24 protein-coding genes and 1 tRNA gene are annotated in these 20,468 nt (G+C 66.8%); 9 read left to right on the top strand and 16 right to left on the bottom strand.

All coding sequences use genetic code 11. The features are described 5' to 3' along the window. Positions 1 to 137: 137 nt before the first annotated feature. The 4 genes from GSQ87_RS08230 (at position 138) to GSQ87_RS23080 (ending at position 2,740) form a co-directional block, all read left to right on the top strand. Positions 138 to 752, top strand: coding sequence for a 2OG-Fe(II) oxygenase (locus tag GSQ87_RS08230; RefSeq protein ID WP_158915018.1), 615 nt, complete (start codon positions 138 to 140; stop codon positions 750 to 752). A gap of 4 nt (positions 753 to 756) precedes the next feature. Further along, positions 757 to 1,728, top strand: coding sequence for a lipoyl synthase (lipA, locus tag GSQ87_RS08225; RefSeq protein WP_158915017.1), 972 nt, complete (start codon positions 757 to 759; stop codon positions 1,726 to 1,728). An 8-nt stretch (positions 1,729 to 1,736) separates the two neighbouring features. Next, complete coding sequence (locus tag GSQ87_RS08220) at positions 1,737 to 2,201, top strand: type II toxin-antitoxin system RatA family toxin (RefSeq protein ID WP_158915016.1); 465 nt, start codon at positions 1,737 to 1,739, stop codon at positions 2,199 to 2,201. 143 nt (positions 2,202 to 2,344) lie between these two features. Continuing rightward, positions 2,345 to 2,740, top strand: a complete 396-nt coding sequence (locus tag GSQ87_RS23080) for a lysozyme inhibitor LprI family protein (protein ID WP_158915015.1) — start codon at positions 2,345 to 2,347, stop codon at positions 2,738 to 2,740. A gap of 47 nt (positions 2,741 to 2,787) precedes the next feature. Here GSQ87_RS23080 and GSQ87_RS08210 read toward each other — a convergent pair whose 3' ends face one another. The 15 genes from GSQ87_RS08210 to GSQ87_RS08145 form a co-directional block, all read right to left on the bottom strand. Beyond that, positions 2,788 to 3,282 (bottom strand): CinA family protein, encoded by a 495-nt coding sequence (locus GSQ87_RS08210; RefSeq protein ID WP_158915014.1) that lies wholly within the window; start codon positions 3,280 to 3,282, stop codon positions 2,788 to 2,790. Then, the gene (gene parC / locus GSQ87_RS08205; protein ID WP_158915013.1) at positions 3,279 to 5,531 is read right to left on the bottom strand and encodes a DNA topoisomerase IV subunit A; all 2,253 of its coding nucleotides are present in this window, start codon (positions 5,529 to 5,531) and stop codon (positions 3,279 to 3,281) included. The genes GSQ87_RS08210 and parC overlap by 4 nt, the downstream gene beginning before the upstream one ends. Positions 5,532 to 5,613: 82 nt before the next feature. Further along, on the bottom strand, positions 5,614 to 5,781 hold the full coding sequence (locus tag GSQ87_RS22325; RefSeq protein ID WP_174241415.1) for a hypothetical protein: 168 nt from the start codon (positions 5,779 to 5,781) through the stop codon (positions 5,614 to 5,616). A 51-nt stretch (positions 5,782 to 5,832) separates the two neighbouring features. After that, positions 5,833 to 7,053, bottom strand: coding sequence for a glycosyltransferase family 87 protein (locus GSQ87_RS08200; RefSeq protein ID WP_158915012.1), 1,221 nt, complete (start codon positions 7,051 to 7,053; stop codon positions 5,833 to 5,835). A 60-nt stretch (positions 7,054 to 7,113) separates the two neighbouring features. Continuing rightward, complete coding sequence (gene recO / locus GSQ87_RS08195; protein ID WP_158915011.1) at positions 7,114 to 7,842, bottom strand: DNA repair protein RecO; 729 nt, start codon at positions 7,840 to 7,842, stop codon at positions 7,114 to 7,116. 29 nt (positions 7,843 to 7,871) lie between these two features. After that, a complete protein-coding gene (era, locus tag GSQ87_RS08190; RefSeq protein WP_158915010.1) occupies positions 7,872 to 8,825 on the bottom strand; it encodes a GTPase Era in 954 nt (317 codons plus the stop codon). 221 nt (positions 8,826 to 9,046) lie between these two features. Further along, a complete protein-coding gene (gene rnc / locus GSQ87_RS08185; RefSeq protein WP_158915009.1) occupies positions 9,047 to 9,742 on the bottom strand; it encodes a ribonuclease III in 696 nt (231 codons plus the stop codon). After that, positions 9,739 to 10,557, bottom strand: a complete 819-nt coding sequence (gene lepB / locus GSQ87_RS08180) for a signal peptidase I (RefSeq protein WP_254062824.1) — start codon at positions 10,555 to 10,557, stop codon at positions 9,739 to 9,741. The genes rnc and lepB overlap by 4 nt, the downstream gene beginning before the upstream one ends. A gap of 156 nt (positions 10,558 to 10,713) precedes the next feature. Continuing rightward, positions 10,714 to 11,118, bottom strand: coding sequence for a holo-ACP synthase (gene acpS / locus GSQ87_RS08175; RefSeq protein ID WP_158915007.1), 405 nt, complete (start codon positions 11,116 to 11,118; stop codon positions 10,714 to 10,716). Next, entirely contained in the window at positions 11,115 to 11,894 is a 780-nt protein-coding gene (locus GSQ87_RS08170) for a pyridoxine 5'-phosphate synthase (protein WP_158917452.1), read from the bottom strand. The genes acpS and GSQ87_RS08170 overlap by 4 nt, the downstream gene beginning before the upstream one ends. Positions 11,895 to 11,911: 17 nt before the next feature. After that, positions 11,912 to 12,496, bottom strand: coding sequence for an orotate phosphoribosyltransferase (gene pyrE / locus GSQ87_RS08165; protein ID WP_158915006.1), 585 nt, complete (start codon positions 12,494 to 12,496; stop codon positions 11,912 to 11,914). A gap of 12 nt (positions 12,497 to 12,508) precedes the next feature. Further along, the gene (locus GSQ87_RS08160) at positions 12,509 to 13,219 is read right to left on the bottom strand and encodes a glutathione S-transferase (RefSeq protein ID WP_158915005.1); all 711 of its coding nucleotides are present in this window, start codon (positions 13,217 to 13,219) and stop codon (positions 12,509 to 12,511) included. 4 nt (positions 13,220 to 13,223) lie between these two features. Then, positions 13,224 to 14,144 (bottom strand): ferritin-like domain-containing protein, encoded by a 921-nt coding sequence (locus GSQ87_RS08155; RefSeq protein WP_216839134.1) that lies wholly within the window; start codon positions 14,142 to 14,144, stop codon positions 13,224 to 13,226. Between the two features lie 157 nt (positions 14,145 to 14,301). Beyond that, complete coding sequence (locus tag GSQ87_RS08150) at positions 14,302 to 14,793, bottom strand: MucR family transcriptional regulator (protein WP_158915004.1); 492 nt, start codon at positions 14,791 to 14,793, stop codon at positions 14,302 to 14,304. 421 nt (positions 14,794 to 15,214) lie between these two features. Beyond that, positions 15,215 to 15,304 (bottom strand) — tRNA-Ser (locus tag GSQ87_RS08145). Positions 15,305 to 15,508: 204 nt separating this feature from the next. On the opposite strand from GSQ87_RS08145, the gene GSQ87_RS08140 reads away from it, so the two are divergent. From GSQ87_RS08140 to GSQ87_RS08120, 5 genes are read left to right on the top strand one after another with little or no spacing between them, the layout of a single operon-like run. Next, positions 15,509 to 16,129 carry a septal ring lytic transglycosylase RlpA family protein gene (locus tag GSQ87_RS08140; RefSeq protein WP_254062823.1) on the top strand — a complete coding sequence of 207 codons (621 nt, stop codon included), beginning with the start codon at positions 15,509 to 15,511 and terminating at the stop codon, positions 16,127 to 16,129. Positions 16,130 to 16,185: 56 nt separating this feature from the next. After that, positions 16,186 to 16,824, top strand: a complete 639-nt coding sequence (gene tmk, locus GSQ87_RS08135) for a dTMP kinase (protein WP_158915003.1) — start codon at positions 16,186 to 16,188, stop codon at positions 16,822 to 16,824. Continuing rightward, entirely contained in the window at positions 16,821 to 17,846 is a 1,026-nt protein-coding gene (locus tag GSQ87_RS08130; RefSeq protein ID WP_158915002.1) for a DNA polymerase III subunit delta', read from the top strand. Before tmk ends, GSQ87_RS08130 begins: the two co-directional genes overlap by 4 nt. Before the next feature lie 20 nt (positions 17,847 to 17,866). Further along, on the top strand, positions 17,867 to 18,670 hold the full coding sequence (locus tag GSQ87_RS08125; protein ID WP_158915001.1) for a TatD family hydrolase: 804 nt from the start codon (positions 17,867 to 17,869) through the stop codon (positions 18,668 to 18,670). Continuing rightward, a complete protein-coding gene (locus GSQ87_RS08120) occupies positions 18,667 to 19,479 on the top strand; it encodes an MBL fold metallo-hydrolase (protein ID WP_158915000.1) in 813 nt (270 codons plus the stop codon). The genes GSQ87_RS08125 and GSQ87_RS08120 overlap by 4 nt, the downstream gene beginning before the upstream one ends. Positions 19,480 to 19,612: 133 nt before the next feature. On the opposite strand, the gene GSQ87_RS08115 is transcribed toward GSQ87_RS08120, so the two are convergent. Beyond that, positions 19,613 to 20,326 carry an acyl carrier protein gene (locus tag GSQ87_RS08115; RefSeq protein ID WP_158914999.1) on the bottom strand — a complete coding sequence of 238 codons (714 nt, stop codon included), beginning with the start codon at positions 20,324 to 20,326 and terminating at the stop codon, positions 19,613 to 19,615. Positions 20,327 to 20,468 lie beyond the last annotated feature (142 nt).

Genomic DNA, 20,468 nt, shown 5'->3' with positions numbered 1-20,468 from the left:
TCTCGAAGCACGCAGCACCTTAGCCGCCCGCCTGCAGCGACATTTCCGCCGCCCGCACCCCGCGAAACGCAGCGTTTCGTGGCGATCCTTACGCTGCGTTGCTACATAAGCGGCGAGTCCTGACAGAGGCCCGTGCTTTGCTGCGCCTAGACACCCTCGCCGAACGGCCGACCACGACCAAGCCGTTCGCGCACATCACCGCCGAAGGCCTGCTGCCCGAAGAGGCCAAGGCCGATCTCGCGCGCGACTTTCCCGACGAGACCAAGACCGGTTTCTTCCCGGTGGAGCAGCTGAAATTCGGGCCGGCGTTCCAGACTCTGCTGGACGATCTCAACAGCCCCGAATTCTCCCGCATCGTCGGCGAAAAGCTGGATCGGGACCTCGTCAGCCGCCCACGCATGATCGTGGTGCGCAAATGGTCCGCCACCAAGGACGGCCGTCCGCATACCGACGGCCTGGACAAGGTCGCCACCGCGCTCGTTTATCTGAACGACGACTGGTCGGCCGAAGGCGGCGCGCTGCGGTTTCTCGAAGGTCCTGACCTGGACGGCCCCGGCACCGATCCGATCCCGGCCCGCTACGGCGGTTTCGCCGCCTTCGCCCGCGCCGACGATAGCTGGCACGGCCACAAACCCTTCGCCGGCGAACGGCGGGTGGTGCAGGTGTTCTGGCTCAGGGACGCGGACGCCGCCGCCCGCAAGACCAAGCGCCACAAGCGCACCAACTTCCTCAAATCCATCTTCGGGCGGTGATCCAGTGACGACCCTGATCGACACCCGCTTCGAGCTCAGCGCCCGCGACCTGCGCCACCCGGAAAAGCGTAATCGCGCCGAGACAGAGGTGCTGCGCAAGCCGGACTGGCTGCGGGTGCGCGCGCCCGGTTCGCCCGGCTACAACGAGACCAAGGGCATCGTGAAGGCCCACGGCCTGACCACGGTGTGCGAAGAGGCGGCCTGTCCGAACATCGGCGAGTGCTGGTCGGTGCGCCACGCCACCATGATGATCATGGGCGACACCTGCACCCGCGCCTGCGCCTTCTGCAACGTCAAGACCGGCATGCCCGAGGCGCTGGACCCGACCGAGCCGCAACGGGTTGCCGAGGCGGTGCGCAAGATGGGCCTGAAGCACGTGGTCATCACCTCGGTAGACCGCGACGACCTGGACGACGGCGGGGCCGGCCACTTCGCCGAGGTGGTGCGCGCTATCCGCCGCGAGTCGCCCGACACCACGGTCGAGATCCTGACGCCCGACTTCCTGCGCAAGCCGGTCGCGGCCGCCGAGGCGATGATCGACGCGCGGCCGGACGTGTTCAACCACAACCTGGAAACCGTGCCGCGGCTGTATCTGAAGATCCGGCCCGGCGCCCGCTACTACCACTCGCTGCGCCTGCTGGAACGGGTGAAGGAGCGCGATCCCGGCCAGTTCACCAAGTCCGGCGTCATGGTCGGGCTCGGCGAGACCAAGGAGGAGGTCATGCAGGTGATGGACGACATGCGTTCGGCCGGCGTCGACTTCATCACCATCGGCCAGTACCTGCAGCCGACCCGCAAGCACGCCGCCATCGACCGCTTCGTACCGCCCGAGGAGTTCAAGGCGCTGGAGGCGATCGCGCGGGCCAAGGGCTTCCTGATGGTGTCCGCCAGCCCGCTGACCCGTTCCTCGCACCATGCCGGCGAGGATTTCGAGCGCCTGCGCGAGGCCCGCAACACCATGCTGGCCCGCAGCTAGGACCTGGGTTGGCCGAGTACCACGTCAGCCGCATCCTGCCCTATATGCCCGACCAGCTGTTCGCCCTGGTCGGCGACGTGGCCGCCTATCCGCAGTTCATCCCCTGGATCACCTCCATGCGGGCTGGCGAGGCGCGGCCGGCGGACGAGGGCGTCACCACGCTCGACGCCGAGGCCGGCGTCGGCTTCTCCTTCCTGAAGGAGCGCTTCGAGACCCGTGTGCGGCGCGACGCCAACGCCAACCAGATCACCGTAGGGCTGCTGTCCGGCCCGTTCCGCAGGCTCGACAACCGCTGGGCCTTCCGCCCGCACCCTATGGGGTGCGAGGTGGTGTTCGACATCGACTTCCAGTTCAAGGCCCGGATGCTCGACGTGCTGCTGAAGGCCAACTTCGGCTATGCCGTTGACAAGCTGATCGCTTGCTTCGAGGCGCGCGCGCGGGAGCTGTATGGGGAGACGGTGGCTGGGGCCTGAGAAGACAGCGGGCGTAGTAGGCGACTTGGGTCTATTTTCCGTTCATCTCGTCCTCGTCTCCGACTGCTTTGAGGCTGATGGCCGGCTAGAACGAAACATTGTTGACTTAAATTTGGGTGATAAGCTGACGCAACACGGTCCGTATGGTTGCTCTTACCTACGCTCTTGCACTCGCGTTTGCGGGGCATGCCTATGGCCAAACCGATGAGCAAGTGGCGGCACGGCTCACACCTATGGTCCACACCTGCGAGAACTCGCCCGGGAACGGCGGCACTTTTGAACAGGCTCTCTGTTACAAGGATGAAGCGGTTCGGCAGGATCAGCGTTTAAATAAAACGTGGACTCATGTAATCAGTAAGATATCGCGTGGTCGTAGGAAGGTTTTACGTCAAGACGAGCGACAATGGATCAAAGATCGAGACGATGATTGTCACGATGAAGCCGCCGGCTACATAAACTCAACCGCTGCCTATATGTTCAATGTCTGCATGGCGAACGAAACCATCCACCGCACTATGTGGTTGGAGGGCATCCGATAAAGAAGTGGCAGCGCCCGCCCAGCATCTTTGGCTGCCCTTTTTCGAATCTAAACCCGACCCCGCAACAATCCTATCGCCGTCCACACACTTGCCAGCCGCACCTCGCTGCGGCCAAGGTCGCCGAAGCGTTCGACGTGGGCCAGGGTCTCGCCGCCTCGGATCGCGGTGGCGAAGTGGACCAGGCCGACCGGCTTCTCGGCCGAGCCGCCGCCGGGACCAGCGACGCCGGTAATCGAGACCGCCAGGGTCGCGCTGGAGACGTGCAACGCGCCCTCCGCCATCGCCCGCGCCACCGCTTCCGACACCGCCCCGTGCTGGCCGATCAGGTCTCCGCGCACGCCGACCGCGCGCTCCTTGGCCAGGTTGGAATAGGTGATGAAGCCACCATCCACCACGTCCGACGACCCGGCGATCTCGGTCAGCAGGGCCGAGACCAGGCCGCCGGTGCAGCTCTCCACCGTGACCAGCTTCACCCCCGCCGCCCGACAGGCGGACAGCAGGGCTTCGGCCTCGCTCAGGAGGTCGGGGGGGAACAGACTCATTGCGGCCTGAACCGCTTGTTGGCGGGGAAGCCACGGGGCGCGACCTTACCCGACGCCGCACGCCGGCCGGCCCATTCACGCCATTCCTTCCACTCGCGCTTGCGACCGGCGGAGTCGATCCAGACCGGGCCGGTTTCCGCGTCGAAGGTGACCGCGTCGCGCAGGCCGCCTTCGCGATAGCTCTGCAGCTTGACGCCCTTGCCGCGCCCCATCTCCGGCAATTCGGAGAGCGGGAAGGCCAGGATCTTGCCGTTGTCGCCGATCACCGCGATGTGGTCGCCCTCGACCACCATGCACAGCCGTGCCTCGCCGTCGTCCACGTTCAGCACCGCCTTGCCGGCGCGCCGGTTGGCCAGGGCCTCGTCCTCGTTGAGCAGGAACCCGTAGCCGCCGCTCGACGCCATCACCCGCTTGCGCCCCGCCTTGTGCGGGAAGACGGCGACGATCTTCACCTTGTCGTCCACGTCCAGCATCAGTCGCAGCGGCTCGCCCTGGCTGCGCGCGGAGGGGAGCTTGTCGCAGCCGAGCGTGAAGAACCGCCCGTCCGAGGCCAGGATCAGCAGCTTGTCGGTGGTCTCGGCCGGGACCAGGAAGCCGAGCTTGTCGCCCTCCTTGAACTTCAGCTCCGACGGGTCGGCCACCGCCCCCTTGGCGGCGCGAATCCAGCCGCGTTCGGACAGGATCACGGTGATCGGCTCGCGCGGGATGTAGGCGTCGGGCGAGGGCAGGCTGTCGGCGGAGGGCGCGGTGGCGAAGGTGGTGCGCCTACGGCCCATCGGCTCTTTGCCAAGGATTTCGCGCACCTTGCGCAGGTCCTTGGCGACCTTGGCCCACTGCTTCTTCTCGGAACTGAGCACGTCGTTGAGGCTGTCCCGTTCGGCGCTCAGTTCGTCGTGCTCGCGGCGAAGCTCCATCTCCTCCAGCCGCGCCAGGGAGCGCAGCCGGGTGTTGAGGATGGCCTCGGCCTGGATGTCGGACAGTTCGAAGCGCGCGATCAACTTGGCCTTCTGCTCGTCCTCGAAGCGGACGATGCGGATCACCTCGTCCAGGTCGAGATAGACGATCATCAGGCCGTCCAAGATATGCAGCCGGGCCTCGATCTTGGCGAGGCGGAAGCGGGCGCGGCGCTGGTCGACCTCGCGGCGGTGATCCAGGAAGGCCAGTAGGGCCGGCTTCAGCCCCATCACCCGCGGCGTGCCGGTCTTGTCCAACATGTTCATGTTGACAGGGAAGCGGGTCTCCAGGTCGCAGAGCCGAAACAGGCTCTCCATCAGGTGCTCGGCCTCGATGGTCCGCGACTTCGGCTCGATCACCAGGCGGATGTCCTCGGCCGACTCGTCGCGCACGTCGCCCAGCAGCGGGGCCTTCTTCAGTTCGATCAGCGAGGCGAGCTGTTCGACCAGGCGCGACTTCTGCACCTGGTAGGGCATCTCGGTGACGACCACCCGATAGGTCCCGCGCCCGGTGTCCTCCTTGAACCAGCGGGCGCGCATCCGCACGCCGCCACGTCCGGTCTGGTAGGTTTCGAGCAGGGAGGCCGGGCTCTCGACCACCACGCCGCCGGTGGGGAAGTCCGGCCCCTGCATCCGCTCCATCAGGTCGGCGGTGCTGGCCTCGGGGCGCTGCAACAGCACCAGGCAGGCGTCGATCAGCTCGGCGGCGTTGTGGGGGGCGATGGAAGTGGCCATGCCCACCGCGATCCCGGAGGCGCCGTTGGCCAGCAGGTTGGGGAAGGCGGCCGGCATCACCACCGGCTCTTCGTCCTCGCCGTCGTAGGTGGCGCGGAAGTCGACGGCGTCCTCGTCGATGCCATCGAGCAGCAGGCCGGCGGCCACCGTCAGCTTGCACTCGGTGTAGCGCATGGCCGCGGCGTTATCGCCGTCGATGTTGCCGAAATTGCCCTGGCCGTCGATCAGCGGATAGCGCTGGGCGAAGTCCTGGGCCAGGCGCACCAGGGCCTCGTAGACCGACTGGTCGCCGTGGGGATGGAAGCGGCCGATGACGTCGCCGACCACGCGCGCGCATTTCTTGGCGCTGGAGCCCGGCTCCAGCTTCATCTGGCGCATGGAGTAGAGCACCCGGCGGTGGACGGGCTTCAGCCCGTCGCGCACGTCCGGCAGGGCTCGGTTCATGATGGTGGAAAGCGCGTAGGCGAGATAGCGACGCGACAGGGCCTCGCCGAGTTGCTCCTCGACGATGCGGCCGCCCTCTTCGGGATTATCGGGCGGCGGGGGGACGTGCTTAGTCATGACCCCAGATTAGCGGCTTCCGAAGCGAGTCGGGAGGGGCGGCCGTCGGGTGCGTCCTTGCGGACGCACCGTCTTGGCGAAGTCAGGCCTTGGGGGCTTCGGGCTTCTTCTCGCCGAAGGCGGCGTCCACCTCTTCCTCGGTGATCCGGGCCTTGGGATTGCCGGGCTGGCCGAGGTTCTGTTCCTCGGTGCCGTCGCCGAGCACGCCGGGCTGCGAGCCGTCGTTCTTGGGATATTCGTCGTGAGCCATGGGGGATCTCCTGCGCTCGAACGAAAACCGGCCACCGAGGGAGTCGTTCCGTTAGACAGGCTGCGGCAAGATGGCCTGGGCGTCGCCAAGAGGCGTCGCGCGCGTCTGCTCGAAGGCCCTCCATACGGCCCAGAAGCAGAGCGCCAGGATTACCGGCGTGAGTTGCAGGTGGAGTGCGTAAGCCACCGATTCCAGCACGAGCGGCGCGGCGAACACCAGGACCAGGGTCGCCCTGCCGCCCAAGGGTAGAGACGTGCCCTGACCGTACGCGGCCAACGCGCCGATCGGGATCGCCAACAGCACGAGGTCATAGTCGAACAGATAGGGCGACAGCAGCAGGGTGGCGAGCACCGCCAGGCCGGCCTTCAGCGCGAGCGGCCCTTTTCGACGCCAGGCGATCACGGTCAGGACCACGAACGGGACTGCGAACGCCAGACTGGCGCCAAGGGCTGGCGTCTGGGGGACTCCAAGCAGGCGCAGGGCCGCGAACAGGCTCGGAACCTTGTCGAGGGGCAGCGCGCCCGTCGTCAGGTTGTGGGACACCACTGGCAGAATGGCGAAGAAGCCCCACCAGGTCTCGACGCCGAACAGGGCCGTCGCGGCGGCTATGAACAGGCAGGCCGAGATCGTTGCGCCCGCTATGCTGCGCCATCTGCCGGTCGCCAAAAGCAGGACCGGCAGCAGCAGACCGAAGTGCGGCTTGTAGACGAGCAGGCCCAGCAGGGCGCCGGCCAGCCACGGTCGCCGGTCCAGCAGCAACAGTCCGCCGCCCATGAGCGCTGTGGTCAGAAACCCGTTCTGACCCTGGGCCAGGTTCAGGAACACGGCCGGGAACGCCAGCGCCACGAGCAGGCCGATCCGCTCACACGAGATCAGTCGCGTCATGGCGAGGTAAAGGCCGCCCGTGATCGCTGTCCATAGCAGCAGGGCGATGCGGTAAGGCGCGAGCGCCAAGGGCGCGATCAGCATCTGGAAGGTGGGAGGATAGCACCACAGGAACATCCCGCGTGTCGGCGCGGCGAGCGTGTGCTGGACCTGGAGCAAGGCCGAAGGTGTGAAGGCCAGCGCCGCCTTGCCTTTCAGGGCCAGCACGGAGGCCGAGTAGAAGATGATGAAATCCGCGCCCAGCGGCTTGCCGAACGGATCGAGACCATGGCGCAGGGACAACACCAAGCCGACCAACGCCAGCACATAGCCGGCGACCAGCATCAGGCTGTAGTTGCGCACCCGTTCGCGGGTGAGCCAGGCGTCGGCTGCGGACAGGATGGACATCGCCTATCGACCTAACCCCGGCGTGGTTAAGCTTTCATCTCCTCGCCTTTGACGGGAGGCTCACCCATCGGCTTCGGCCAGACGCTCCAGCAGCCAGACGCGGGCGGCGGGCATAGGGCGATTGAGCGGCGCGAACACATGGGTCTCGAGGAAGTGGCCGGTGAGGGCCAGCCCGTCCCGCACATCGCCGTCCACAAGCCCACCCTGCGAGCCCAGCATGAACGGCGGCAGACGCAGAAGGCGATCGGCGTAGGGCGCGCCGGCGTCTCGTGAGACTGCGCGCCCGGTCTTGGGGCTGACATAGGTCAGGTCGTCGGTGGACCCGGTCGCCGCGCACCGCGACAGGTCCAGGCCGAAGCCCAGCTCTTCCAGCAAACCCGCCTCGAACCGCACATAGATGGCCGGCCAGATGCCCGGATGGGCCAGCGACTGGAGCAGGGCTTCCAATGCGTAGTAGGCGCCGGGGTGCGGTTCGCGCTCGGGCAGGGCGCCCTGGGTGACGGCCGCGGCGGCGGACAGGCCGGTCAGCGCCAGCGGATCGTCGAACAGGGCCGCCGGCCCTTCGCCGAACGGCTCCAGGCTGGCCGAGCCCAGGTTCTCGCTGGTGCGGGCGCGGTAGGTCGCCATCACCCGCGCGCCGGGTTGCAGGAACGGCCGCATCCGCCGTGAGGCGCCGCCCGCCACATGGGCGGCGTAGCGGCCGTGTTCCTCGGTCAGCAGCTCCACCACCGCGCCGCTCTCGCCGTGCGTGCGGGCGGAGAGGACAAAGGCGGGATCGCTCCATTCCATGCGTTGTCCTAGGCGAAGGCTGTTCGCGCCTAGGCGTCGTACTCCAGACCGTTGTCGCGATAGAAGCTGCGATCTTCCGCCCAGCCGGACTGAACCTTGACGTGCAGGAACAGGTGGATGGGACGGTCGAGGATCTCCATTAGGTCTTCGCGCGACTTCTGGCCGATCCACTTCAAGGTCTGGCCGCCCTTGCCGAGCACGATCGGACGCTGGTTCTCGCGCTCGACATAGATGGTCTGCTCGATGCGGGCGCCGCCGTCGTCGCGATCCTCGAACGAGGTAGTTTCCACCGCCGCCGCATAGGGCAGTTCCTCGTGCAGGCGCAGATAGACCTTTTCGCGGGTGATCTCGGCGGCCAACAGGCGCACGGGCAGGTCGGCGGTCTGGTCGGCGGGGTAGAGCCAGTGCCCCTCCGGCATCCGCTCGGCCAGATGGCGCTTAAGGTCGTCCACGCCCGAACCGTTATGGGCGGAGATCATGAACACCTCGTCGTAGACGCCTTCGGAGAACATACGCTCCGACAGGGCCAGCAGGGTGTCGCGCTTGACCAGGTCGATCTTGTTGAGCGCCAGGATCACCTTGCGCTCCGCTTTCTTGAGGCCCGCGACGATGCTGGCGGTGTCCTCGACCGAGCGATGCTGGGCCGGGGTGAGCTTGCCGTCGCCCGAGCCGAGTTCGCCCTCGGCGTCGACCAGGTGCACCACCGCGTCGGCGTCATGGGCGCCGGTCCAGGCGGACTTGACCATGGCGCGGTCGAGGCGGCGGCGCGGCGTGAACACGCCGGGGGTGTCGACCAGCACGATCTGGCTGGCGCCCTCCATGGCGACGCCGCGCACGGGAAAGCGCGTGGTCTGCACCTTCTGGGTGACGATGGAGACCTTGGAACCGACCAGGCGGTTGACCAGGGTGGATTTGCCGGCGTTGGGCGCTCCAAGCACAGCAGCGAAGCCCGCACGGGTCGGGAGGGGAGGTGTTTCGGTCATCAGGCGATCAATCTAGAGCAAATTGGAGGTTGAAGGTGGGGTTTTCCGTTTCCCGTCCTGCGCCATGTTTCCCCTCATCCCGACCGCAGCGAAGCGAGAACCAAGATTCGGGGCGCGGGGCGTGCATCACCTAGGGTCCTGGATAAGCGCTGGAGCGCTTTCCGGCATGACAGGGTCGAACGGGGAACGACGGAAGAGAGTGGTGAAGGACTTACCGGCGTTCAGGCCACGCCTTCACGGTCCAGCAGGGCTTGCGCCGCCGCCTTTTCAGCCGCTTGGCGGGAGGGGCCGGCGGCTTCGGCCGCCGCGATCCCATCCACCGCCGCTTCCACGGTGAAGATGGGCGCGTGTTCCGGCCCTTCGCGTCCGACGACGCGATAGGCGGGCAGGGGGCGACCCTTGCTTTGGGCCCATTCCTGAAGACGGGTCTTCGAATCCTTGGGGCGCGGCGCCCGGATGGCGTCGAATTCCTCGGTCCAGAACATCAGGAAGAACGTCCTGGCGGCGTCCAGTCCGCCGTCCTCGTAGATCGCGGCGATCACCGCTTCACAGGCGCCGGCGAGGATGGATTCCTTTTCACGGCCGCCGGCCTTGGTCTCCGCCCCGGAAAGCCGGAGCGCCGGCCCCAGGCCCATGCGCCGCGCCACCCGCGCGCACATCGTGCGATTGACCAGGGCGTTCAGGCGCGGCGCCAGGTCGCCCTCGCTGGCCAGGGGGTCCAAGGCGATCAACCGTTCGGCGGTGAGCAAGCCCAGCACCCGGTCGCCCAGGAACTCCAGCCGCTCGTTGTCGCCGCTCTTGCGCGCCCCGTCCCCGACGCTGGCGTGGGTCAAGGCCCGCTCGAGACGCGCAGGGTCGCTGAAGATATAGCCGAGGCGCTGCTGGAGCTCGGCGACGGCGTCGGCGCGAGCGTTCATCCCAGCAGGTGGAAGAACCGGTTCCAACGCGCGGTGGTGAACCAGGTCCAGGGCTTGATCACGGACACGCCCGGCCGCCAGGAAAATAGGATGATGTCGGCGCGACCCACCAGGTCCTCAGCCGGCACGAAGCCGACGCCCAGGTCCGACGGCATGAACTTGTCCACATCGTGGTTCCAGGGGCAGGAGGCTTGGCCCGGAGGCGCGTCGCCCGGGTCGAACCGGCTGTCGAGCGAGTTGTCGCGGTTGTCGCCCATCATGAAGAAGCAGCCTTGGGGCACCGTATAGACGCCGGTGTTGTCGGCGAGACCGTCGGGGCCGAAGCTGTTGGTGGTGAAGGTCTTCCCGCCGGGCAGCGTCTCCTTGAAGCTGGCGATCGAGGCCGACCCGGCGTCGTCTTCCTGGCTCGGAGGCTGCATCTCCCGCTGGACGGGCTGGCCGTTGATCTGCAGATGGCCGTGGGTCACTTGTATCCGGTCGCCCGGCAGGCCGATCAGGCGCTTGATATAGTCGGTCTTGCCGTCGCGGGGCAGCTTGAACACGATGATGTCGCCGCGCTTGGGCGAGTGGCCCAGTAGGCGCCCCTGCGCCAGCGGTGGGTTGAACGGAATGGAGTGGCGGCTCCAGCCATAGGCGAATTTCGAGACGATCAGATAGTCGCCCTTGAGCAGGGTCGGCTCCATCGATTCCGAAGGAATGGTGAAGGGCTGGAACAGCACCACCCGCAGCACGAAGGCGATCAGCAAGGCGTAGAAGATCGTCTTGCCGAGTTCGAAGACCTCCTGGGCGGCGCCGGAACCGGATTTGTTGGGCACGCGCGAGGACTCCTTCGGTTCTCCCTCCTTGGCGGTGGAGGGTGTGTTCGGCGTAACGGTCATAGAATTGGGCTCACGAGCGCCTTGATCGATCATCCAGCGACCGCGTGCCTGCGTAAAGCGTCTGCATCAAGGCGGCAATGGGCGCATGGATGCTCAACCCTGGAGCGGGACGGCTTCTATCACCACGAAGGCCTGGGCGTAGGGCGGCTCGTCGGTAAGGCTGAGGTGGATGCGGGCCTCGGTTCCAGGCGGGAGCAAGGCGTCCAACCGCGCCTTGGCGCCGCCGGTCAGGGCCATGGTCGGCTGGCCGGAACGCAGGTTGATCACGCCCATGTCGCGCCAGAACACCCCGTGGCGCAGGCCGGTGCCCAAGGCCTTGGCGCACGCCTCCTTGGCGGCGAAGCGCTTGGCGTAGCTGGAGGCGGGGTCGCGCTTGCGCTCCGAGCGGCTGCGTTCCAGCTCGGTGTAGATACGCTGGACGAACCGCTCGCCGAAGCGATCCAGCGAGGTCTGGATCCGGCGGATGTCGCAGAGGTCCGAGCCCACTCCGATGATCATGTCCGGCTGTCCGAGCGCATGGCGTCGAGCCGGGCTGCGTCCATCAGCGCCCGCATATGGCCGATGGCGTGCTGCAGACCGACGAAGATGGCCTCGCCGATCAGGAAGTGGCCGATGTTCAACTCCGCCACCTCGGGGATGGCGGCCACCTCGCGCACGGTGGCGTAGTCGATGCCATGACCCGCATGGACCTCCATGCCACGTCCGACCGCGTCGGCGGCGGCGGTGCGCAGACGGTCGAGTTCGTTTTGGGCGCGGGCGACGTCGCCATGACGAACGGCCTCGCAATAGGCGCCGGTATGCAGTTCGACCACGGCTGCGCCCACGTCGGCCGAGGCGGCGATCTGGTCGGCGCTGGCCTCGACGAAGATCGACACCCGCGCACCGGCGTCCCGCAGCGCCCGCACCGCCGGTGCGATGGCGGCGCGGCCCTTGACGACATCGAGCCCGCCCTCGGTGGTGATCTCCTCGCGCCGCTCGGGCACCAGGCAGGCGGCGTGCGGACGCTGGGCCAGGGCGATGTCCAGCATTTCGCGAGTCACCGCCACTTCCAGATTCAACGGCCGGCCGCGCCGCCGGCACAGGTCCGACAGTGCGACGATGTCGGCGTCGGAGATGTGGCGGCGGTCCTCGCGCAGGTGGGCGGTGATCCCGTCCGCCCCGGCGGCGATGGCGAGTTCCGCCGCGCGAAGCGGTTCGGGATAGCCCTCGCCGCGCGCGTTGCGGATGGTCGCCACGTGGTCGATGTTGACGCCCAGCCTCAGCCGGGCGCCGATCGACACGGCGGGGGCGCTCACTTCGACAGCCGGCGGCTGCCCGGTTCCTCCACCGGCAGGGCGGCGAGTTCGGGCGGCAGCTGGTCGGCGGGGTAGGCTGGGACCTTGTGGCGGGCCAGAGCGATCAGCGGCACGCCGACATCGGCCTCGCCGCCAGAGCGGTCGACGATGCAGGCGGCGCAGACCACCTTGGCGCCCACGGCCTGGATCGCAGCGATGCATTCACGCGAGGACAGGCCGGTGGTGACGATGTCCTCAACCATGGCGACGCGGGCGCCAGGCTCCAGGTGGAAGCCGCGGCGCAGCTTGAACACGCCGCCCTCGCGCTCGACGTAGAGCGAGGGGACCTTGAGCCAGCGCGCAGTCTCGTAGCCGGGGATGATCCCGCCCACGGCCGGCGACACCACCACGTCCACCTCGCCCGCCTCGGCCTGGATGCGCTCGGCCAGCGCCTTGCAAAGCCGCTCGGACCGTTCGGGATGCATGAACACCAGGTTCTTCTGCAGGAACACGCCGCTGTGCAGGCCGGAGGACAGGACGAAGTGCCCCTCGCGCAGAGCGCCCGCCGCCCGGAACTCGTCCATCACCGCTTCAGTGTTCATCCGCCACGCCTCTCATTGATCAAGGGCGTCGTAATGCCGGAAAATCCCGTCCTCGTTAAATGGAATGCGCCGCTCCGACGCCAGGTAGGCCTTTATCCGAGGCAAGGCCGCCACGCTGTCACGTAAGGCGAACACATTCGGGTATTGCTTGAGCATCCGCTTGATCGCCTTGGGGAAGGCGTAGGACAGACCCTCGACCACCTGGAATAAAGACAGGTCGGCGTAGGTAAGGTCGGCGCCGACCAGGTGTGCGGTCCCGTCCGGGTTGGCGACGAGCACCGTTTCGAAATAGCCCAGGAACTTCGGCAGCCGCTCGGCGCGGAAATCCTCGCTGCGGCGCGCGGCCTCGGCGAGCTGGTCCTCGTAATAGAGGTTCGACGCGACGGGGTGATGGGTGTCGTGCGCCTCCACCACCAGGTCGGCCAGCGTGAGCTGGAGCTGGCGGGTGAACCAGCGGCCCTTCGGATCCTGGGGCTCCAGGCCGTGGCGCTCGCCCAGAAAAGCCAGGATGTTGGCGACCTGGGCGATCAACAGTCCGTCCACCTTCAGGAACGGCGGCGCGAACGGCGGGGTTTCGCGCCCGCTCATCAGGCGGGTCATCGCGGCCATGCCGTCCTTGCCGCGCACGACGTCTCTATAGACTTGCCCGCTCGCCTCCAGGGCCAGGCGGACGAATTCGCCGCGCCCTTGGATCGAGGGCCAGTAGTAGAGTTCGTAGGCCATATGATCAGACCGCGGCGAGGAGCGCAGCCGCCTTCTGTTCCCTGGACTTGCCCAGGAAGCGCCGCGCGAAACGTACCAGACGTGGAAAGAAGGTCGGCCGGAGCAGACGCGGGTCATAGACCGACAGCCGGCGATCATTCTCCGACAGACAAAGGTCCATAAGACCCGGCACGTCGATCTCGGCCACCGCTTCGCCGCCGACCACGGTGAAATTGGTCTCCTCGGCGGTCCCCACGTCCTTGGCGAGCCCCATGCGCTCCCAACCCAGGAAAGCCCAGACCGCCATGACCTTCAGGTCGAACCAAGGCCTGCGCCACAGCGGCATGTTGCGGCGATACCAGGCCACCCAGTTGACGAAGAACAGGATGTGGCGACCCTCCTCGTGGATCACGGGTTCGAAAGTGTCGACCAACTCGGGCGGAAAGAAGCCCGAGCGCCTGGCCGCCTGGAACAGGCCGAAGGCGAAGAAGCTGTCGATGCACTCCGAGAAGCCGGTGACCATGAACGCCCATTCGGCGTCGCGGGGTTGCTTGTAGGGTTCGTCCGGCTTGACCTTGATGCCGTAGGCCTCGACCAGATTGGCCAGCACATGGCGGTGGCGGCCTTCCTCGAAACCGTTCAACTCCACCGCCTTGCGCAGCAGCGGGTCGGGGCAGAACTCGGCATAGGCCATCACCCGTCGGCTGGCCTTGTTCTCGGTCTGGATGGCGATGTCCCAGATCGGCAGGCCGGTCAGGCGCTCCAGGGCGGCAGGTTCAAGCTTCGGCCAGTCGATCACGGCCGGCTTGTAGGGATTGAACGTGTCCAGCAGGGTTCTGCAGAACAGCGCCTTGTGGGCGTCGGAGCCGATCCGGATCGGCTGCGGGAAGGGGGGAATCCCGCTCTCGGGGCCTTCCGAAAACTGAGCGGGATGCTGAGGTTTCAAGGTGCGGCGCTCCGCGATGCTTTAGATGGGCTTATCATACAGGGTGGAAACGCCAGCTTCATGGCGCGTGTGAAAAGCGCGAACGAAAAAGCCCGCCGACGCAACGCCGGCGGGCTCCAATCGTGCTCAGCACCCGGCGTCGTTGCGCGGTGCGGTATCAGGCGGTCGCGTCGGAGGCCTTCTTGCGACCGCGCGTGGCCTTGGGGGCGGCGGCCTCAGACGACACGGGAGCGGACGCTTCCTGCGGCTGCGCGCCGCGACCGCCGCGACCGAGACCGAGGGTCTTGGCCAGGCTGGAGCGCTGGGCGGAATAGTTGGCGGCCACCATGGGGTAGTCCTTGGCCAGGCCCCACTTGGCGCGGTACTCGTCCGGCGACATGCCCCGGGTGTTCAGGTGCCGCTTGAGCGACTTGTACTTCCGGCCATCCTCCAGGCTGATCAGATAGTCGGGGGTGACCGACTTCTTGATCGGCACCGCGGGGGTCAGGGGCGGCGCGGGCTCGGCCTGGGGACCGGAAGCGGCCTGGGTGAGCGCGTTGTGCACCTGCTGGATCAGCATCGGCAGGTCCGCAGCGGTCACGGTGTTGTTGGTGACGTAAGCGGAGACGATATCAGCGGTGAGTTCGACCGCTTCGGTGTTCTCGGCCATGAGAGCCTTCTTGCTTGGTAGGGTAAGAACCTGGGTGTCGCCGAGGGCGAACAGGCGACTCGGAACAGCGTGTATATAGATGTCCCTTTCCCATCGTCCAGCAAGTTCTAAAAACTTTTGTCTAATTCGATTTTCTTGCCAATGCCCGTCCGGTGCTGTTGAGCCCGCGAGGCCGGCCATTTCACATTAAATTCCACGCAGCTTAACGCCTGTTGGCTGTCCCCGGCCTGTTGGCCCGATGAATACGCATCGTTTCGCCGGTTGCGCGCACGTTTGCTGGTGGAGTTCAGCCAGTGGCGATGCGGAAAGTGTCAAGGTTGCAATATATAGCTGGGCCTGCATATTGCTGGGCTTGCGGGGACGCGGCGCAGATGTGGAATGCCCAACAATAGCGGCGCCCTGGACTGGGCGGTCGACGTTCTGGCGGATGGGGTGGGATTCGAACCCACGGTGGGCTTTCACCCACGGCGGTTTTCAAGACCGCTGCCTTAAACCACTCGGCCACCCATCCCAGGACCTCGGAAGGCGCTGCTCATAACAGGGGGCGGCGCGTGAGGCGAGGGGGTCGATTTCCATCCCATCGGACCAGTTGTCGGCGCGCTAACCTTGTTTTCAGCCTTGGCGCGCATCTTGGCCTCCATCGCTCGCGGGACAGTCCGCGCCCGGAGTTGGTTGGGAGGTTTCGGCGATGCAACGCTCTTGGCTAAGGCCACGCTTGCGTCATCTGCGCAGCATGGTCGCCCTGGCGACGCTCTGCGGACTGGCGGCCTGCGCGACCGCTCCGCCGGCGACACGGATCGCGAGCGCTGGAGGCGGCCGGACGCCGGCCTACAATCGGCCCTACCAGATCCATGGACGCTGGTACGTTCCAGCCAGTCAGCCGCACTATGACGTCGTCGGCGTCGCCTCCTGGTACAGCTACGAATCGCACAATCGCACCACGGCCGACGGCGAGCCGTTCAATGCGCGCCTCGCCGCCGCCGCCCACACCACCTTGCCGCTGCCCAGCTATCTAGAAGTGACCAACCTGGACAACGGCCGGCGTATCCGGGTGAGGCTCAACGATCGCGGTCCCTTCGTGTCGGGTCGGCTCATCGATCTGACCCGTGGCGCCGCCGAAGAGCTCGGTTATGTGGGCCGGGGCACCGCCCGCGTCCGGGTCAGATATCTCGGTCCGGCGCCGGCCTATGGGCGCGGCGACGTCTCCCTGTCTCAGGCCGACGGAACGCCGATCGACGACTCAGACGTGGTTTCGGCCATGGGTCAGCTCGCACAGGCGCCGCCCACAGTCGCGCCGACATCGTCGTTCCCGTCCGGCCCGGAACCCCAGCCCTGACCGACTGAGGGTCTTCGCCTCTTGCCTTCGACCCGCGAGGGGGCGAAGGACGGGCGGTGACACGCGGACGGTTCATCACTTTCGAAGGCGGAGAGGGGGCGGGTAAGACCACCCAGGTCCGGCGCTTGGCCGAACGGTTGGCGGCGCGCGGCGTCGAGACCGTCGTCACCCGCGAGCCCGGCGGTTCTCCTGGCGCGGAACAGCTCCGCGACCTGTTGGTGCGCGGATCGGTGGACCGCTGGTCGCCCACCGCCGAGACCCTGATCCTGTACGCCGCCCGCGAAGACCATCTCCAGCGCCTGATCCGGCCGGCCCTGGCGCGCGGAGCCTGGGTGCTGTGCGACCGCTTCGCCGATTCGACACGCGCCTACCAAGGCGCCGCCGGGGGAGCCGATGTCCGGCTGATCGCCGATCTGGAGCGCGCCGTGATCGGCGACACCCAGCCCGACCTGACCGTCCTGCTCGACGTGCCGGTCGAACTGGGCCTTGGGCGGGCGCACAGCCGCGGCGGCGCGGAGACCCGGTTCGAGGACAAGGGCGCGGCCTTCCACATGCGCCTGCGCGACGCCTATCTCGCCATCGCCGCCGCCGAGCCCGCGCGCTGCGTGGTGATCGACTCCAGCCGGACGCCGGACGAGGTGGCCGCCCAGCTTTGGAGCGCGGTGAGTGCGCGACTGGCCCTGGGCGCGGCATGAGCCGTTCCGAGCCCCAGGCCGCGCCGCCGCATCCGCGCCACAGCTTCCGCCTCGACCATGTCGACGCGCCGGCCGAGGCGTTCGAGCAATCCATGGCGCGCGGGCGGCTCCACCATGCCTGGCTGCTCACCGGACCGGAGGGCGTGGGCAAGGCCAGCTTCGCCTACCGCGCCGTACGTCGGCTGCTGGGCGCCGCCTCGGACCCGAGTTTCGGGCCACTGGGATCGTCGCCGGACGACCCGGTCAGCCGCATGATCGCGGCCCAGTCGCACCCCGATCTGATCGTGCTGGAACGCGCGGTCGAAGGTGGCGTCACGAGGCGCAACATCCCGGTCGATGAAGCGCGCCGCCTGCCCGAGTTCTTCGCCAAGGCCCCGGCCATCGCCCCGTTCCGCGCCGCCATCATCGACGCCGCCGACGATATGAACGTCAACGCCGCCAATGCGGTGCTGAAGACGCTGGAGGAGCCGTCCGGTCGCGGCGTGCTGTTCCTGATCAGCCATGCGCCGGGCCGGCTGTTGCCGACGATCCGCTCACGTTGCCGACGCCTGGCGTTCTCGACCTGGAGCGAGACGGCGCTGGCGGCTTTCGCACGCGAACACCTCGACCTGGACGCCGACGACGCCATACGGCTCGCGGGCATGGCCCACGGCGCGCCGGGGCGGCTGCTGGCGTTGGCGGCGTCCGGGGCGCTGGCGGTGGACGATCAAGCCGAACGTCTGCTGGGTCAGCTGCCCGACATCGACCGCGCGCTGACCCAAGGGCTGGCGGACGGATTTCGTGGAGGCGAGGGGGCGGCGCGGTTCGCCCTGGTGCTGGAACGTCTGGCGGATCGCCTGCACCAGGCCGCGACCTCGGGCCAGCTTCCGGATCGCTCCGCCGCAGCCTGGTCGCGGGTGTGGGCGCGGGTGTCGGACCTACCTGGGGAGGTGGAAGGCCTGAACCTCGATCGCGCCGACGCCTTCTGGACGGTGATGGCCGAGCTCTCGACGACCGCCCGCAACTATGCAGCGCCGTTCTGACCACTCATGCTGATCGCCCGATGTTGATCGATAGCCACGTCAACCTGCACGCCCATCCGTTCGACGAGGATCGGGAGGCCGTCATCGCACGGGCGCGCGAGGCCGGAATCGGGTTGATGCTGACCATCTGCGACAAGCTCAGCTCGCTGGAAGCGATCCAGGCCATCGTCCAGGCGAACGACGATATCTGGGCGACGGTTGGCGTCCATCCGCACGAAGCCAAGGATTATCAGCAACTTGATGCAGATAAGTTAATCCGATTGGCGACCTCGGAACGTATCGTCGGTATCGGTGAGACCGGTCTCGACTACCACTACGACCTCAGCCCAAGGGACCAACAGCGCGCGGTGTTCGGCGCCCACATCGCCGCCGCTCAGGCGACGGGCCTGCCGCTCGTGGTCCACACGCGCGAAGCCGACGAGGACATGGCCGCCATGCTCGAAGCGGCCTACGCCGAGCATCCGTTCAAGCTGCTGATGCATTGCTACACCAGCGGTGCGGAGCTGGCGGCCCGCGCGGCGGCGCTCGGCGCGTGGTTTTCGGTCTCGGGCATCGCCACCTTCAGGGCGGCTCAGGGGGTGCGCGACGTGATCGCCCAAATGCCGGAGGATCGGATCATCGTGGAGACCGACTGTCCCTATCTGGCGCCGGTTCCCATGCGCGGCCGACGCAACGAGCCGGCGTTCCTCCCGCATGTGCTGGCCAAGCTGGCGGATATCCGGGGCTGGTCGCTGATCGAGGCCGAGGTGCGGACCAGCAAGGCCTTCTTCGCCCTGTTCGACCGCATTCCCCGTCCGGGGTCATATCCGGGGGAGGGCGAATGAGTCCGCGTCTCGAATTCACGATCCTGGGCTGCGGTTCATCGGGCGGGGTGCCGCGGGCTGACGGCGTCTGGGGCGCCTGCGACCCGGCTAACCCTCGTAACCGGCGCTCCAGATGCTCCCTTGCGGTTCGCAGAAAAAATGATATAAATCAAAGTGATGAAACCACTATCCTGATAGATACGTCGCCGGACCTGCGATATCAGACCGCCGCCGCCGAGGTGAAGCGGCTGGACGCGGTGCTATACACCCACGACCACGCAGACCAGACCCATGGCATCGACGACCTCAGGGTCTTCTTCCTGACCAGCCGCCGCAAGACGCCTTGCTACATGGACCCCGAAACCCGGCGCACCCTGATGAGCCGCTTCGGCTACATCTTCGAGAGCCAGACCGGCTATCCGGCCATCTGCGAGGCGCGGGACCTGCCACCGCACGGCGAGGCCTGGGAGATCGCGGGCCCCAGCGGCTCCATCCCGATCCTGACCTTCGACCAGGACCACGGCGGGGTGCGCTCGGTCGGCTATCGCATCGGCCCGGTCGGCTACTGCAGCGATGTGGTGGCCTTGCCGCCGGAAGCCATGGCGGCGTTGGCGGGGGTGGAGGTGTTCATCGTCGACGCCTTGAGGGACCGGCCGCATCCGACTCACGCCCACGTGGACATGGCGCTGTCGTGGATCGAGACGCTCAAGCCCGGGCGCGGCGTACTGACCAACATGTTTGGCGACCTGGACTACGCAACCTTGGCGGCGCGCCTGCCGAAGGGGATCGAGCCGGCCTACGACGGCATGGTGATCGAAACCGGCGTGTGAGCGCGCACGCGCTCGGCATAGCCCCACCATGCCGGTCACCGCCTCAATATCACGATATATTTCCGATAATATTCCTTATGCGTGAAATGGATGTAACCGCCATACGGCGCGACCGCCCTCATCTCCAACAGGTTCAAACCTTTTGATTCAGGATCCGTGTATCGCGGCGCATGTCGGACTTCGGCAGCTCGCTAAGTCCTGACAGCACCTCCGCCATCGCGTCCCAAAGTTCCTTGGGCCGAACCGCCCCGCCCGACCGCGCGAGCGTTCCATAGTTGAGCGCGCTCGCTTTCGTCGCTAGGCCTCCGAGCGTCGCGCAGTCGTTAGATAGGCCGCCAGGATCGAGGCTGATTGACGCGACCCCAACCACAAACAGCGCTGTCGTAGCGAGGTAGAAGATTGGCGGCCCCTTGATCGCCGTGACGATCACTGCGCCGACGATGGCCGAGAGCAACAGAAGGCAGCCTACCCCACTGAGCCACCGCCCTTGAGGCCCTGGAAGCCGGAGCCCGCTGTCGCTTCGAAGCTGACCGAGAAACGCTCGGGCGTTCCAGCCGACGCAGTCCGCAAGTTGGGTATCGGGTCTGAATTCGACGCCGGGATGCATTGCGCGCAAGCATCGCCGCAGTCGATAGAATGCCATCGACGTCATGCACGACCCCGGCTCTCCAATCTGCGTGGAGAAGCGGGAATGCAGCAAATCATATATGTGTCCGACCGTGCTGCACGAGGCAGCTTCATCGTCGCCGATCTTCAGCGCGAAGGCCTTCTCCAGGCTGATCAGCGCTTCCACCGGATCAAGGTCGTCGTCCAATCCCAAGGTGTTCGACATGCTGACTTCGTCCATTGCTCAGCGCGCGACGACTTCTGACTTTCGGTCGTGAAGGCCAAGTGTGGCTATCAACCAAAACGTCAATCCGCCGATCAGGCCGAACGCTGCAACCTGAAGAACAGAATGGGCTCCATAAATCCAGCCCCGACAATGGATG

It is taken from the genome of Caulobacter sp. S45 (genome assembly GCF_009765965.1).
GTDB lineage: Bacteria > Pseudomonadota > Alphaproteobacteria > Caulobacterales > Caulobacteraceae > CAHJWH01.
This window is presented reverse-complemented; position numbering and strand designations above follow the sequence as displayed.